10 protein-coding genes are annotated in these 15444 nt (G+C 46.8%); 9 read left to right on the top strand and 1 reads right to left on the bottom strand.

The window, feature by feature from the left end; all coding sequences use genetic code 11:
* Positions 1-9 precede the first annotated feature (9 nt).
* On the bottom strand, positions 10-2373 hold the full coding sequence (locus F0U83_RS01740; RefSeq protein WP_138986233.1) for a penicillin-binding protein 1A: 2364 nt from the start codon (positions 2371-2373) through the stop codon (positions 10-12).
* 151 nt (positions 2374-2524) lie between these two features.
* Between F0U83_RS01740 and pilM the strand changes: the two genes are divergently transcribed.
* The 9 genes from pilM (at position 2525) to gltB (ending at position 15406) form a co-directional block, all read left to right on the top strand.
* Positions 2525-3580, top strand: coding sequence for a type IV pilus assembly protein PilM (pilM, locus tag F0U83_RS01745; RefSeq protein WP_138986675.1), 1056 nt, complete (start codon positions 2525-2527; stop codon positions 3578-3580).
* Between the two features lie 9 nt (positions 3581-3589).
* Complete coding sequence (locus tag F0U83_RS01750) at positions 3590-4216, top strand: PilN domain-containing protein (protein ID WP_138986234.1); 627 nt, start codon at positions 3590-3592, stop codon at positions 4214-4216.
* On the top strand, positions 4213-4821 hold the full coding sequence (locus F0U83_RS01755; protein ID WP_138986235.1) for a type IV pilus inner membrane component PilO: 609 nt from the start codon (positions 4213-4215) through the stop codon (positions 4819-4821). The genes F0U83_RS01750 and F0U83_RS01755 overlap by 4 nt, the downstream gene beginning before the upstream one ends.
* Positions 4822-4840: 19 nt before the next feature.
* Positions 4841-5374: a pilus assembly protein PilP gene (locus F0U83_RS01760; RefSeq protein WP_246077598.1), complete on the top strand. Its 534-nt coding sequence runs from the start codon at positions 4841-4843 to the stop codon at positions 5372-5374.
* 67 nt (positions 5375-5441) lie between these two features.
* Complete coding sequence (locus F0U83_RS01765; RefSeq protein ID WP_246077600.1) at positions 5442-7499, top strand: type IV pilus secretin PilQ; 2058 nt, start codon at positions 5442-5444, stop codon at positions 7497-7499.
* Positions 7500-7520: 21 nt separating this feature from the next.
* Complete coding sequence (gene aroK / locus F0U83_RS01770; RefSeq protein WP_276469551.1) at positions 7521-8042, top strand: shikimate kinase AroK; 522 nt, start codon at positions 7521-7523, stop codon at positions 8040-8042.
* 23 nt (positions 8043-8065) lie between these two features.
* The gene (gene aroB / locus F0U83_RS01775) at positions 8066-9136 is read left to right on the top strand and encodes a 3-dehydroquinate synthase (RefSeq protein ID WP_138986237.1); all 1071 of its coding nucleotides are present in this window, start codon (positions 8066-8068) and stop codon (positions 9134-9136) included.
* Positions 9137-9158: 22 nt separating this feature from the next.
* Positions 9159-10733 (top strand): AAA family ATPase, encoded by a 1575-nt coding sequence (locus F0U83_RS01780; protein ID WP_150036796.1) that lies wholly within the window; start codon positions 9159-9161, stop codon positions 10731-10733.
* A gap of 215 nt (positions 10734-10948) precedes the next feature.
* Positions 10949-15406 carry a glutamate synthase large subunit gene (gene gltB / locus F0U83_RS01785; RefSeq protein ID WP_138986239.1) on the top strand — a complete coding sequence of 1486 codons (4458 nt, stop codon included), beginning with the start codon at positions 10949-10951 and terminating at the stop codon, positions 15404-15406.
* Positions 15407-15444: the final 38 nt, after the last annotated feature.

Raw genomic sequence — 15444 nt, forward strand, 5'->3', positions numbered from 1 at the left:
AAGAGTGTATTAAAATATCTCTTCAGTTGAAGATCCTGAAGGGCTTCCGTGACTGTATGTACTTTCTTTTGGTGTTTGAGTGGCCTTGAAATACTCAAAAATTGTACCAGATTGACCCGAGCCTGCACGTAGGCCTGTCGTTGGGTCAATTCTGAGTTGGATAATTCCCTCTGGTTGTGGAATCGGGGACTCTGGTTGATCAGCGAGAGCAGCTTTCATAAAGTCTATCCAAATAGGTAGGGCTGCCGTGCCGCCATACTCTGATCTGCCTAATGGTGCTGGTTGATCGTAACCCACCCAGGCGCTGGCAACGATCTGGTTGTTGAAGCCGGTAAACCAAGCATCTTTCTGTTCGTTCGTTGTGCCTGTCTTTCCTGCGAGGTCATTACGCTCCAATACTCTCGCTTTAGTTGCAGTGCCTCGTCGGATTACATCCTGCAAAATACTATACAAGAGGAAGTTGGTTTGTTTGTCCATAATGCGTTGTGCAATAGGCATCTGATGGTTGTCTGATGTTTCAGAGCATGTCTCACAAACCGTAGGGTGTTGATTGAGATAAATCGTATTGCCATTCTGGTCGTCGATTCTGTCGATAAAATAGGGTGATACTTTATAGCCGCCATTAGCAAAAGACGCATAGCCGGTTACCAGTTCAAGTGGTGTGACGTCGGCGCTTCCTAAGGAAAGCGACAAGTTTTGAGGAAGTCTTGCGGCATCAAAGCCGAAACGTGTTAAGTACTCGACTGCGTTGCTGATCCCAATAGATCTTAATAGTCTGATTGAGACGAGATTGCGAGATTTGTATAGCCCTACTCGCAAACGTGTAGGGCCTGAGAAGTTTCGGCTTGAGTTTTCTGGCCTCCATCCACCATCCATTCCATCATCTTGCGTAACAACTGGAGCATCATTGATGATGCTCGCTGGAGTGAAGCCGTTTTCAAGCGCTGCTGCGTAAATGAAGGGTTTGAAGTTTGAACCTGGCTGGCGATGAGCCTGCGTTACGCGGTTGAATTTGTTGTGAGTGAAGCTAAACCCACCTACTAACGATCGAATGGCGCCGGTTTGTGGGGTAAGGGCTACGAGTGCGCCTTGTACTCTCGGGATTTGGGTTAGTTCCCATGTATCAGTTTCTGTGCTGATAATTCGCACCAAGTCTCCAGGTGTGACTACGTCGCTGGCAGTTTTTGGCGAAGGGCCGGTATAGTTGACCGTTTTGAATGCTTTCGCCCATTTCAAACCGTCCCAGTTAATTGATACAGTTTCACCATTTTTTCGAATAGCTGTCGCACTGTCTTCTGTAACTTCGAGTACGATTGCTGGTTCCAATTGCGCAAAGCTGCTCTCATCTTTGAGTAACTCGACGATCTCTGGTATGGATAAGTTAGTAATATCTATTTGCTTTTCAGGACCTCTATAGCCGTGTCGTTTTACATAAGCAATCAATCCGTCCCTTACTGCTAGGTTGGCGCTGGTTTGCATCTTGCTATCAATCGTTGTGTAGACGGTGAAGCCGTCGGTATATAGCTCCTCTCCGTACTTTCCATACAGTTCGCTACGCACCATTTCTGCTATATAAGGTGCGTACAGCTCGATTTCCTTTGTATGGTATTTGGCTGTCACAGGTTTGGCCTGAGCTTCTTTCATTTGTTCGCTGGATATATACCCAAGACTCTGCATCCTCTCCAAGATCCAGTTTCTTCGTTCCAATGCTCTGGTTGGATTGGTGATGGGGTTGAAAGCGGAAGGCGCTTTGGGTAACCCGGCAATCATGGCCAGTTGCTCAAGAGGGAGCTCGTTTATATCTTTGCCATAGTAAACATTGGCGGCTGCTTGAATGCCGTATGACCGATGCCCTAGGTATATTTTATTAATATAGAGTTCTAGTATTTCCTGCTTCGTCAGAGATCTCTCAATTTTCAGTGCCAGTAAGATCTCGTTAAATTTCCGCTCGAAAGTCTTATCCCGAGTTAAGAAGTAGTTTTTGGCGACTTGCATAGTGATCGTTGAGCCGCCGCTTTGGATCTTGCCGGTTGAGGCTAGCTGATAAGCTGCACGAGCTAGGCCGATAACGTCAATACCTGGATGCTCGAAGAAGCGGCTATCTTCTGCAGCTTGCAGTGCTTTAATGAACTGTTCTGGGATCTCATCAAATGAGATGGGCGTACGTTTTTTCTCTCCAAACTCAGAGATAAGTTTCCCATCCGCAGAAAGTACTTTAAGGGGGGTTTGTAGTTTAATGTCTCTGAGTGTTTCGACATCCGGTAGGTTAGGGGCGAAGTGTTGATAGATTCCAAAGGCTGCAATAGCGCCTGCTAAAATGGCGATAACACCAAGTATTAGAAAGAAACGGAGTAGCGATTTTAGGATGCGCATTGGTAGCCTTAAACTTTTTTCTGAGAAAAATGCATTATATCGACGCTAATATAGCCTCTCTAGATGAATTAGAGTTTAATTTTTCTTCATTTATAGCTAAAGTCTGTATATAAGGCGTAAATCTATATCTTTAAAGGGAAAACACGTGGTCATGTTCTTCGGAAAGAAAGCGGCTAGCTGGGTTGGAGTAGATATCGGCTCCTCGTCTGTTAAGCTTGTAGCTTTATCGAGACACGGCAGCACAATAGGGCTGGATGCCTATGCTACCGTATCGTTGCCCCCAACGGCCGTTGTTGATGGTAGTGTTCAAGAGGTTCAGCCTGTGGCTGAGGCCATCAGTCGGGCTGCCAAAATATGTGGTCTTAAGCAGGCGTTAGCGGTGGCGGCGGTGCCTTCTTCTGCTGTTATCATCAAACGGATGGAGTTAAGTAAAGCGTTCACCAACATAGAGTTGGAAGATCAAGTTAAGGTTGAAGCCGATCAGTTCATTCCTTACCCGTTGGATGAGGTCGCTTTGGACTTTGAGGTTATTGGTGCATCCAGAGCGCATCCAGACCTTAATGAACTCTTGCTTGTGGCGTGCCGTCGAGATGATGTTGACCAGAGAGAAGATGCTATTAATGCGGCAGGCTTAAAATGCCAAATAGTGGATGTCGATACGTATGCTATGGAGCGGGTATTCCCTGTTCTGCTAACCGAACAGCATAGTAGTGAAGAGATGATTGCTATTGTAGATGTTGGCGCAGCTACACTGACATTAAATGTTCTACGGGATCAGAAAATTATCTACAATCGTGAACAGTCATTTGGCGGGAATGATTTAACAACGAGTATTCACCACCAATTTGGTATGTCGGTTGATGAGGTGGAGCAGGCCTTGCGTCTTGGTGAAATCAGCCAAGAGGTGCAGGAAGCGATGGTTCAGCCTTTCCGGTTTACTATTGCTCAGCAAGTCTCACGCGCACTGCAGTTCTTTTATTCATCTGGAGTGCAGCATCAGTTAACGAGAATTTACGTTTGTGGTGGTGCAACTGCTATTGATGGCTTGGTAGATATACTGACAGAAGAGCTAGGGGTTCCGGTGAGTCTTGCCAACCCATTTGCGCAGATGGATATTGGATCGAGAGTGAATCGTGAGCGTCTTCTGAAAGATACGCCCTCCTTAGTTAAAGCGTGTGGCTTGGCATTAAGATCTTTTGATCAATAGGGATGAATGATGGCAAAAATTAATTTACGGCCCTGGCGAGAAGAGCAAGCTGCAGCAAGGCAAAAGGATTTCGTTACCAATTTGATTGCCACTGCACTGTGCGCAGCTGCTCTTGTTTTTTTAATGGGGTATTACTACGACATGCAAATGGATCGGCAGAATACGCGCAACAGCTTTCTTAAAACCAATATTTCCCAACTAGATGAAAAAATAAAAGAAATTGAAGACTTAAAACGTCAGCGTGAACGATTATTGGAACGCTTGAATGCGATTCAAGCACTACAAGGCAACCGACCTGTGATCGTACGTAATTTTGATGAATTAGTCCGTGTATTACCGGATGGACTTCATTACACAAGTCTGGAGCGTAAAGAGGGTGGTTTTGCAGAACAGAATCAGGAAACCATGCTGGCTGATGCTGTACGTATCAAAGGGTTAGCTGCACAGAATAAGGATGTTTCTGAGCTTATGCGTGGTTTTCAAGGCTCTATTTGGTTTGGAGAGGCTAATTTTTCGAAAGTTGTATCTTTAGATAGCAATGACTCCAAGCCGTCCAAAAAGGTCACGCTATCAGGCGTTCGGGAGTTTGACTTGACCGTACCGTTGGTCAAACCAAAAGCAGAGGAAGCGAAATGAGCGTTCAATCATCCTTTAAAAGTGCCTTTCAGGGATTTGATCCTAATAATCTTGATCTTAATGCTGCAGGAAACTGGCCTATCGGAATAAAGGTTATTGTTTACTTGCTGGTGCTAGGGTTGGTGATATTTGCGGGTATCCACTTTTATGTCAGTGAACATCACAACTTGCTAGAGAAAGAGATTCAGAAGGAAGCGCAACTAAAGCAAGAATATGAACGTAAGTCGTTTCAGGTTGCGAATTTGGCTGCCCTTCGTAAGCAGATGGAGGATGTGGAAGGAAAGTTCTCTGAATTGCTGGGGCAGCTCCCTACTCAAAAAGAAGTGCCGGGGCTTTTAGAAGATATCAGTGATATAGGTAAAGCAGCGGGACTGCAGATCGAGATTATAGCGCTTGAGGCAGAACGAAAGGATAAGTTCTACATTGAGCTGCCGATAAATATCGAAGTAAAAGGGGTTTATCATCAACTAGGACAATTTGTGAGCGGGGTGGCGGCTATTGAACGTATCGTTACGCTTCACGATTATAAAATTGAGCCTACTGATGATGGACAATTAAGGATGGTGATCAGTGCGAAGACATACCGCTATGATGATGAAGAGTAGTAGGAAAAGGAGTTCTGTTGTGAGAGCATTCGCAGCGCTGGCTCTGTTGACGACACTATCGGGATGTATCTGGGTAGAGGATACCAGCGATTTGTCACAGTTTGTCACAGATGTACAAGCTAAGCCTAAGGGTAGAATTGAGCCTTTGCCAACATTTGAACCTTATCATAGCTTTGTCTATCAGGGGGCGAGCTTACGGGACCCGTTTGTGCCGTTAGTCAAAGTTGAGTCTTCTCTCGTTAACTTTGAATTGGATGATAGTGACGGTCTGCAGCCTGATTTTGATCGCCCAAGAAGCTATCTGGAACAGTTTTCAGCTGATGATCTGTCTATGGTTGGTACAATAGGAAAGGCAGAAGAAAAGCATTTCTGGGCCCTGATTTTGGATGAGAACAAAGAGATCCACCGGGTCGCAATCGGTGACTATTTAGGACTGGATTTTGGGCGTGTAGTAGCTGTCTCTGAACAGCAAATAGACGTTATTGAGATTATTTCAAATGGGCGTGGAGGCTGGATGCAGCGCCCTAGAAGTATTGAGCTGACTGAGCAGTAATTGAGCAAAGGATAGAAAGATGAAAAATGTGAGTTCCTATTTTCACTCTCGGATGCAGGGGACACCTATGAAGATGCTGAGATTATTGCTTTGTTTGTCTCTGCTTGGCTTGTTAGTGGAGAAATCGTTTGCAGGTGATGTTTCCTTGCAAAATACCTCATTTGTGACACTGCCTGGTAACAAGGTGGAAGTAAAGCTAGATTTTGATGGGGCACCACCAGTGCCTAAAGCTTACTCTATCGATAGCCCTCCACGTATAGTATTGGACTTCTGGGGAGTGGCGAACGATCTGGGTAAGAAAACGCTAGATGTTAGAACGGGCATTGTTAGCTCACTCAATTTTGCTCAGGGTGATGGGCGCTTACGCATAGTTACCAATCTTCAGGGAATGACAGATCATCATACTTTTACTGAAGGTAATAGCCTTTTTATCGTATTTGGTGAGAAAAATAGTTCCTCGGGTCAGCCGGTTGTTACGGCCGCTTCTCCCATGGCTCAGGCTCAAACTACTCGTGAAGTGTACGATGATCGTACACGTGTTCAGGGCATTGATTTCGAACGTGTCGATGGTGGTATAGGGCGCGTCGTTGTTACCTTGTCAGATGATAGAGCAGGCCTTGAAATCGACGAAGAAGGCAACAATGTTGCCGTTAATCTCAGTGGGGCTATGCTATCTGAGGGTTTGCAGCAGCGCGTTAATGTTCAAGATTTTGCTACACCCGTTATGTTTGTTGATGCCATGGCCTCAGGTCGAAACACAACTATTTTGGTTAAGCCAGGAGCAGCGCCGTATGATTATATGGCTTATCAGACGGGTAATCGTCTGATTCTTGACTTTAAACCGCTTAGCCGTGCAGAGAAAGAGGAGGTTAAAAAGAATAACTTCCCATTCAGCGGCGAAAAAATTGACCTTAACTTCCAGAATGTAAGTGTTCGTTCGGTTCTGCAAATCCTTGCAGAAGTTGCTCAGTTGAATCTGGTTGTTGATGATGCGGTTGATGGAGAAATAACCCTCAGGCTTAAACATGTTCCTTGGGATCAGGCGCTGGATATTGTTTTAAAAACACGTGGTTTAGATAAGCGTCAAGTCGGGAATGTGCTGCTGGTAGCCCCTGCTGAGCAGATTGCGGAGCGGGAGCGTATTGAACTGGAAAGCCAAAAGCAGGTGGAAGAACTATCTCCTTTGGTAACTGACTTTATCCAAGTGGATTACCGAAAAGCATCTGAAATGCGAGCGCGTATTTACGAGGCTGAGTTGGTTTCTGAGCGTGGATTTATTGTTGCAGATGATCAAACCAACGTGTTGATGGTGCGTGAAACTGCTTCTCAACTTGAAGAGATTCGCCGTACTCTCCGTCAGTTTGATACTGAAGTTGCACAGATTATGGTTGAGGCCCGTTTGGTAACGGCATCTACAGACTTTACACGCGATCTCGGTATCAAGTGGGGTTTCGGTTTACAGCAGGGTAATTTTGTAGCGGGTGGCGGTGGAACCAGCTCTGCTCCATATTACGCTGAGGACTTTCCAGCAAGAGGTGTTAATACGCCATTGAATATTGATTTGGGAGTAACGCCGCAGTCCTCTATTCGCTTAGGTTATGCAACCAGTAACTTCTTGATCTCTACAGAACTGTCAGCGTTACAGAGTGAAGGTAAAGCGGAAATTGTCTCTCAGCCAAAAGTAATTACGACGAATGGTAAGGCCGCGAGAATCCAGTCCGGTCAGGAGATTCCATACCAAACGGTTGAAGATGGTGAGGTGAAAATTGAGTTTAAAGATGTGGTGCTTAGCTTAGATGTTACGCCTCAGCTCAACCCAGGTGATCGTATAGCACTAGATCTCAAAATTAATCAGGACTCTTTAGGTGAGATTCTACCTAATGGTGAGATTAGTATTGTCAATAATGAATTAGAAACCTCAGTTGTGGTTAAAGATGGCGATACCATAGTGCTGGGTGGTGTGTATCGTAACGAAGTAGTCGATTCCGTTAGTAAAACCCCATTATTGGGTGACCTGCCTGTTGTAGGAACACTGTTCAGGAAATCGGAAGTCGAAGATAAAAAAGTCGAGCTACTGATATTTATTACACCAAAGCTGATTAGAGAGTCCCTCTCATCCAGATAATCGGGGACGGGCGAGAGTAATTTGAATATTTTTTTAGTAGGCCCTATGGGAGCGGGGAAGAGTACTATTGGTCGTCTTCTCTCCCAAGAGTTAGGTCTAGACTTTGTAGATGTGGACCGTGAAATAGAAGAACGTGCTGGGGCTAATATACCGTGGATTTTTGATGTGGAAGGCGAAGCCGGTTTTCGTGAGCGCGAAGAAGCAGCCATCGATCATCTGACTCAGAAATCTAATCAAATTCTAGCAACGGGTGGCGGGGCTGTTTTACGTGAAACTAATCGTGCCTGTCTTCAAAGCCGCGGTTTTGTTGTTTACCTCAAAACATCTGTTGATCAACAGCTAGAACGTACAGCAAAAGATAAAAACCGCCCGCTGTTACAGGCAGACAACCCGCGCAAAGTACTAGATGAACTCATGGCACATCGAGACCCGCTGTACATGAGCACCTGTGATCTCGTTATAAAAACTGACCGTAGGCACCCGAGGGGTGTAGTTAATGAGATCATTAAGCAGTTAGTTAGCCGCGGCATTTTGCCCGCTTAGTTGTGTATCACGGAGTACCCAGATTGCAATCGTTACATGTTGACTTAGGTGTTAGATCCTATCCTATTTATATAGGTGAAAATATCCTGTCTGAAGATTTACTCGCCCCCTATATTTATGGCCGCCAAGTAATGGTTGTGACCAATGAGACCATTGCGCCGTTGTATCTTGATGACCTAAGGAAGTGCCTAACTAAATTTCAGGTGGATGTGACTATTTTACCTGATGGAGAGGCATATAAAGATTTGCAGCACCTAAATCAAATCTTTGATGAGTTACTAAGTAAGCGCCACAATCGTACGACAACTTTGATTGCTCTGGGCGGAGGAGTCGTTGGTGATATGACTGGGTTTGCAGCGGCTAGTTACCAACGAGGTGTTAATTTTATTCAGGTGCCGACAACTTTGTTGTCACAAGTGGACTCCTCTGTAGGGGGAAAAACCGGTGTAAACCACCCGCTTGGAAAAAATATGATTGGTGCTTTTTATCAGCCACAACTGGTGGTTGCTGATATCAGTGTCTTCAAGAGTCTAGTGGACAGAGAGCTATCCGCGGGTTTGGCAGAAGTGATTAAATATGGCTTGATCTACGATGAAGCCTTTTTCTGCTGGTTGGAAGAAAATATCGAGCGTCTACTTGCGCGGGATTCTGAAGCACTGAGCTATGCTGTGTACCGTTCATGTGAAATTAAAGCAGAAGTTGTTGCGCAGGATGAGAGAGAAGGTGGTATCAGGGCATGGTTAAATTTGGGTCATACTTTTGGCCATGCGATTGAAACCCATCAAGGCTACGGAGTGTGGCTGCATGGAGAAGCGGTAGCTGCAGGCACAATGATGGCAGCATCGTTGTCCCAAAAAATGGGATGCATTTCGTCCGATGAACTGAATCGCATCCGGCTGTTATTTGAGAAGTCTAATTTGCCAGTAATTGCACCTGATGATATGACGCCTGAGGCGTTTCTTTCCCTCATGGCTGTTGATAAAAAAGTACTTGATGGTCGTATTCGTTTGGTGCTACTCGAGTCATTGGGGAGAGCGACTGTTACAGACGATTATCCTCAAGATCAACTTAACGCTGTTCTGCAAGGTCAGTAATCAGCGGTTTTAGGGGTTATACATGAGCCAGCAGTTTTACTATGAGCCGCCAAGCCGCTTGCAGTTAGTAGATAAAATGGCTCACCTACTAAGATACTCGGATTTCTTAGTGGTGATATCAGGGCCTAAAGGTAGCGGTAAGAGTGCGGTTGCTAAACAGCTATTAGCGGTGGCTAAGTCATCAGATACGCGACAGATCATGATGACATTGGAAGGAGAAACCAGTGCCAGTCAGCTGGCTATGTTTTGCGCTCGTGCATTATCCGCAGAAGCGAATGAGCAGGACCCGTTAGCATCACTCTATGAGCAGAGTAGAGCATTACATGAGGCAGGGCAGCATCTTAGCCTTCTCATTGATAACGCTGAATGGCTTAATGATGAAGCGTTAGAGCTATTATCGGGCTTATTAATTTCAGGCTCAGGCAAGCCGCAAGTTGTTTTATCCGGTGAGGACGCGCTAGTACGTCGTCTGAATTCTTTGGGTATTAATGAGTTACTGGAAGGTCGGCTGCATAACGAACAGCTCACCTCGTTCGTCGAGGCTGAAGCCAGAGAATTTCTGGAGCTACGCTTTCCTAACTTACCCAAATTATCTACAAAGCAGTTCAAGGCGGTTTTTCAAGCATCTTCGGGCTATCCGGGGCGTTTGACTTCGGCAGCCTCTGCGCTATATCGCTCCGGCCGCATAGAGGATAAAAAATTCTCGTTACCTCTGCCTGTGCCGCACCTTGCCGGAATAGGAACGGTACTCTTTGCTGTATTGGCGGCCTCATTTTGGCAGTTTTCTAAGGATGAGCCTGATAGCGAGCCTCAAATCGTAGCAGGGCGAGTATCTGTTCCAATTGACGTAAATATTGATCAAGCGGACGCTCCCGAAATTGAGGGTGATACTGCGTCGTTGGATATGCGAAGTGAACTATCCAAGCGTTTGGCGGAGCAAGAGAGGCAGTTAGAGGAAAAAGTACGTGTTGAGGCAGAAAAAAGTCTGGAAGTTACAGCTAAAATTGTAGACGCTGATCCAGCTCCAGCTCCAGCTCCAGCTCCAGCTCCAGCTCCAGCTCCAGCTCCAGCTCCAGCTCCAGCTCCAGCTCCAGCTCCAGCTCCAGCTCCAGCTCCAGCTCCAGCTCCAGCTCCAGCTCCAGCTCCAGCTCCAGCTCCAGCTCCAGCTCCAGCTCCAGCTCCAGCTCCAGCTCCAGCTCCAACACCTGTCGTAGCCGTCGCAAAACCCAAACCGCCTGAGGTTAAGATAGCCCAAAAGACACCGGCTGCGACTATTTCTAAAGACACAAGCAATAATCCGTGGCTAAAAGAGGATCAGCTTTTGTCGTGGCCATCCAATGGTTACACTTTGCAGCTCTTGGGTGCACGCTCCGAAGAGAGTGTGAACGAATTTATGGCATCTTTAAAAAATAGTAATAAGCTTTACTACTTCAAAACGGTGTTTAAGGGAGCGCCTTGGCACGTTGTAGTCTATGGGCAGTATGCTAACAAGCAGGCAGCTAACCGCGCAGTAGCAGGTTTGCCAGAGGAGCTTCGAAAACTGAAACCATGGGCAAGGAGTATTAAGGGTGTTCAGCAGGATATAAGGAAAAAATAGTTTTTTTTCTTTACAGAAAACAGGTAAAATTTTTGTTAAAGCGGCATTTTGCCGCTTTTTTTATGCTTTTTGCTGCGGGTGCACTGCTTAAAATTTGTCCCAAGGCCCCTCTCTGTGTAAAATAGCCGTCCCTTTTTGCCTGCCAAGAAAACGTACAGTCGAAGAGGTCTTTTAATAAGGCTTTGATTTTAAAGAACTTTGAGTGAGTATGACTTATGAGCACAGGTCTGTATCGCCCCGGTGAGTTTAAGGATAACTGTGGCTTCGGTCTGATGGCGCACCTTGAGGGTGAAGCCAGTCATGATCTATTACAAAAAGCGATTCAAGCCCTCGCTTGTATGACCCATCGTGGTGGCATCGCCGCGGATGGTAAGACAGGTGATGGTTGTGGTCTGCTAATGCAGAAGCCGGACAGCTTTTTAAGAGCGGCTGCGAAGCGTGACTTAGGTGTCGATTTGTCTGAGCAGTATGCAGTTGGCATGGTGTTTATGTCGCATGAGGCTGCGCTGGCTGAGACAGCTCGCCAAACCATCAACCGTGAGCTTGAGGCACAAGGGTTAAAGGTAGTCGGCTGGCGTGTCGTGCCAACGGATGTCTCCTGTCTAGGCCCCATCGCAAAAGATACGATGCCTCGCATCGAGCAGGTTTTTGTTGAAGGTGGAGGCAAAACTGAGCGTGAGTTTGGTATTAGCCTGTTTGTAGCACGTCGTAAGGCGGAAATAGCCCTTAGCAATGACCCTGACTTTTATATATGTAGCTTGTCGGACAAAGTCATTTCCTACAAAGGTTTGACCATGCCTGTTGATCTGCCCGTCTTTTATAAAGATTTGGCTGATGAGTCATTGGCAACTGCAGTGTGTACTTACCACCAGCGCTTCTCTACAAATACGGCTCCTCGTTGGCCGCTGGCTCAGCCTTTCCGCTTTTTGGCTCACAACGGTGAGATCAATACTGTAGAGGGTAACCGTAATTGGGCTCGAGCACGTGCACGTAAGTTTGAAACGGAACTACTACCTAACTTGGAAGAGTTGCAGCCTATTGTAAATACCACAGGTTCTGACTCCTCAAGTATGGATAATATGCTTGAGTTTCTCATGGTAGGCGGTATTGATATTTATCGTGCAGTGCGCATGATTGTCCCGCCTGCATGGCAAAACGTTGACACCATGGATACAGAGTTACGCTCTTTCTATGAATACAATTCCATGCATATGGAACCGTGGGACGGCCCAGCAGGCATGGTAATGACTAACGGTCGTGTGGCTGTATGTATGCTTGACCGTAACGGTTTGCGCCCATCGCGCTGGGTCATGACGAAGCAAGGATATATCTGTACGGCTTCTGAGATCGGTGTGTTTGATTATGAGCCGGGCGATATAGTCGCACAAGGCCGTGTTGGGCCCGGTCAGATCTTGGCGATCGATACGCAAAACGGTGAAATACTGCATACTGCGGATGTTGATAATCGACTGAAGAAGGCACAACCGTACAAGCAGTGGTTAAAAGAAAATGCGTTGCGCCTCGAGCAGACCATGAATCTCAAAGAGGAGTCTCAGTCCTTCCGTGATATGCCGCCGGAAGAGGTTAAGATGAACATGAAAATGTTCCAAGTTACCTTTGAAGAGCGTGATCATGTTATTCGCCCTCTTGGCGAATCCGGTATGGAAGCCGTTGGTTCCATGGGTGATGACAAGCCAATGGCTGTGTTGTCTAACCGTGTGCGTTCTGTTTATGACTACTTCCGTCAGCAGTTTGCGCAAGTGACCAACCCGCCAATCGACCCTCTGCGTGAAGCGATCGTTATGTCGCTTGAAACCTGCTTAGGTCGTGAGCAAAACGTATTTGAAGAAACACCCGCTCATGCGCGTCGTGTTATCTTAACTACGCCGGTACTTTCAGCGTCCAAATTCCGTCGTTTACGAGACAATACCGTATCAGGTTTTGAAGTGGCGAAAATCAGCCTCAACTATGACCCGTCAGAGATGGGGTTGAAAGAGGCGCTGCTTTCTGTGACGGATAAGGCAGAACAAGCGGTTCGTGATGGAAAAGTACTGGTCATCTTGACGGACGCACACATTGAGCCAGGGCAGTTACCTATTCATGCTGCAATGGCAACGGGGGCTGTACACCACCGTCTTATCGATACAGGTTTGCGCTGTGATGCCAATATCATTGTTGAGACGGCTACTGCTAGAGACCCGCACCACTTTGCTGTGTTGTTTGGTTTTGGTGCAACGGCAGTTTATCCATTTTTGGTGTATCGCGTCCTTAATGAGTTGTGTGCTTCGGGTGAGATTGCATTGGCGCCTTTGGATAGCCATGAAAACTACCGTAAGGGTATCAATAAAGGCCTGATGAAAATCCTGTCGAAGATGGGTATTTCAACGATTGCCTCCTACCGTGGTGCACAGCTATTTGAAGCGATTGGCCTGAATTCAGATATCGTAGATCTGTGCTTCAAGGGTGTAACCAGCCGTATCGAGGGTGCTGGGTTTGAGGACTTCGAGTTTGAGCAATCATTGCTTGCTCAGGAAGCCAATACTGCTCGCAAACCTATCCAGCAAGGCGGTTTGCTCAAGTATATGCATGATGGTGAATATCATGCCTATAATCCGGATGTTGTTCGCACCATTCATGAAGCTGTAGAGTCAGGTGACCCAGCAAAATATCAGATCTATGCGGACTTGGTTAATAACCGCGGTGTTGCAACATTACGCGATATGCTTTCGCTGAAGAAAGATGTTAAAGCGATACCTCTGGATCAAGTTGAGCCCATTGAAGCGATATTGAAGCGCTTTGATTCGGCGGCGATGTCATTAGGAGCTCTGTCGCCAGAAGCGCATGAAGCGTTAGCGGTTGCCATGAATGAACTGGGTGGCCGTTCTAATTCCGGTGAGGGTGGGGAAGACCCAGCGCGACACGGAACGATGAAACGCTCCAAAATTAAACAAGTTGCCTCTGGTCGTTTTGGCGTTACGCCAGAGTACCTGATGAGCGCTGAAGTGATGCAAATTAAGGTCGCGCAAGGTGCTAAGCCGGGTGAAGGTGGGCAGTTGCCGGGTGGTAAGGTTAATGACCTAATCGCACGTTTACGCTTCTCTGTGCCGGGGGTAACGCTGATTTCACCGCCGCCTCATCATGATATCTATTCGATTGAAGATTTAGCGCAGCTGATCTTTGACTTGAAACAGATCAATCCTGATGCCTTGGTTTCGGTTAAGTTGGTATCGCGACCAGGCGTCGGTACGATCGCGTGTGGCGTGGCTAAAGCATACGCAGACCTGATTACGATATCTGGCTATGACGGTGGTACAGCAGCGTCACCGCTGACGTCGATCCATTATGCGGGTTCTCCTTGGGAATTGGGCTTATCGGATGCGCATCAATCGCTTCGTGGTAACCACCTGCGCGGTAAAATTCGCTTGCAAACAGACGGTGGTCTCAAAACCGGTTTGGATGTTGTTAAAGCGGCGATGCTCGGTGCTGAAAGCTTTGGTTTTGGCACGATGCCAATGGTGGCATTGGGCTGTAAGTTCTTGCGTATCTGTCATTTGAATAACTGTGCGACAGGTGTTGCAACACAAGACGAAAAACTGCGTCAGGATCATTTCCGTGGTACCGTCGAAATGGTGAAGAACTTCTTCCGTTTTGTGGCTGAAGAAACGCGGCAGTGGATGGCGAAGATGGGTGTTCGCACCATGGAAGAACTCGTCGGTCGTGTCGATCTGCTGGAAGCGATAGAAGGCTTTACACCTAAACAACAGAAGCTGGACCTAAGCCCAATCATTAGTGATGGTGGTGTGCCTGCGGAATATCCGCATACTTGCCAGCAAGCTAAGAACGAGCCTTATGACAGCGGTGATCTTAATACGCACATGCTTGAATTAGCACTAGAGAGTATTGAGCGGAAAGCCGGTGGTGAGTGGCAGCTTACCATTACTAACTGTGACCGTTCGGTAGGTGCTCGTACGTCAGGCGCTATTGCTAAAAAATATAGCAATTTAGGTATGGAAGATCAGCCAGTTACTTTCCGCTTTAAAGGTCATGCTGGTCAGTCTTTCGGTGTGTGGAATGCAGGTGGTCAGTATCTCTACCTTGAAGGTGATGCTAACGACTACGTGGGTAAAGGCATGGCCGGTGGTAAGCTGGTTCTGAGCCCATTCTCTGAAGTGACATTCAAGTCTAACGAAACCTCCATTATGGGTAATACCTGTTTGTATGGAGCAACGGGCGGTAAATTGTTTGCAGCAGGCCGTGCGGGTGAGCGCTTTGCTGTTCGAAACTCTGGCTGCCATGCCGTGATCGAAGGTGCCGGAGATCACTGTTGTGAATATATGACTGGAGGTCTTGTCACCGTTCTTGGGCCGACAGGTTATAACTTCGGTGCCGGTATGACAGGTGGTTTCGCCTATGTCTTGGATCAGGACAATACCTTTGTGGATAAGTACAACCACGAATTGGTAGAGATTCACCGTATTCACACGGAACAGATGGAGATCTATAAGAACCATCTACGTTCGGTCATTATTGAGTTCGCCAAAGAGACAGGTAGCCAGTGGGGGCAGGAGATCATCGATAACTTTGATGATTACATTGCTCGCTTCTGGTTGGTCAAGCCGAAGGCTGCCGGAATCAATGATCTTCTGAATAGCGTCCGTAAGCGTCCTGAATAACAGGCGTTGTAACGAGTTTATAGTTTAACGTGCGCCTG

Origin of the sequence: Neptunomonas concharum (genome assembly GCF_008630635.1) — a bacterium.
Classification (GTDB): domain Bacteria; phylum Pseudomonadota; class Gammaproteobacteria; order Pseudomonadales; family Balneatricaceae; genus Neptunomonas; species Neptunomonas concharum.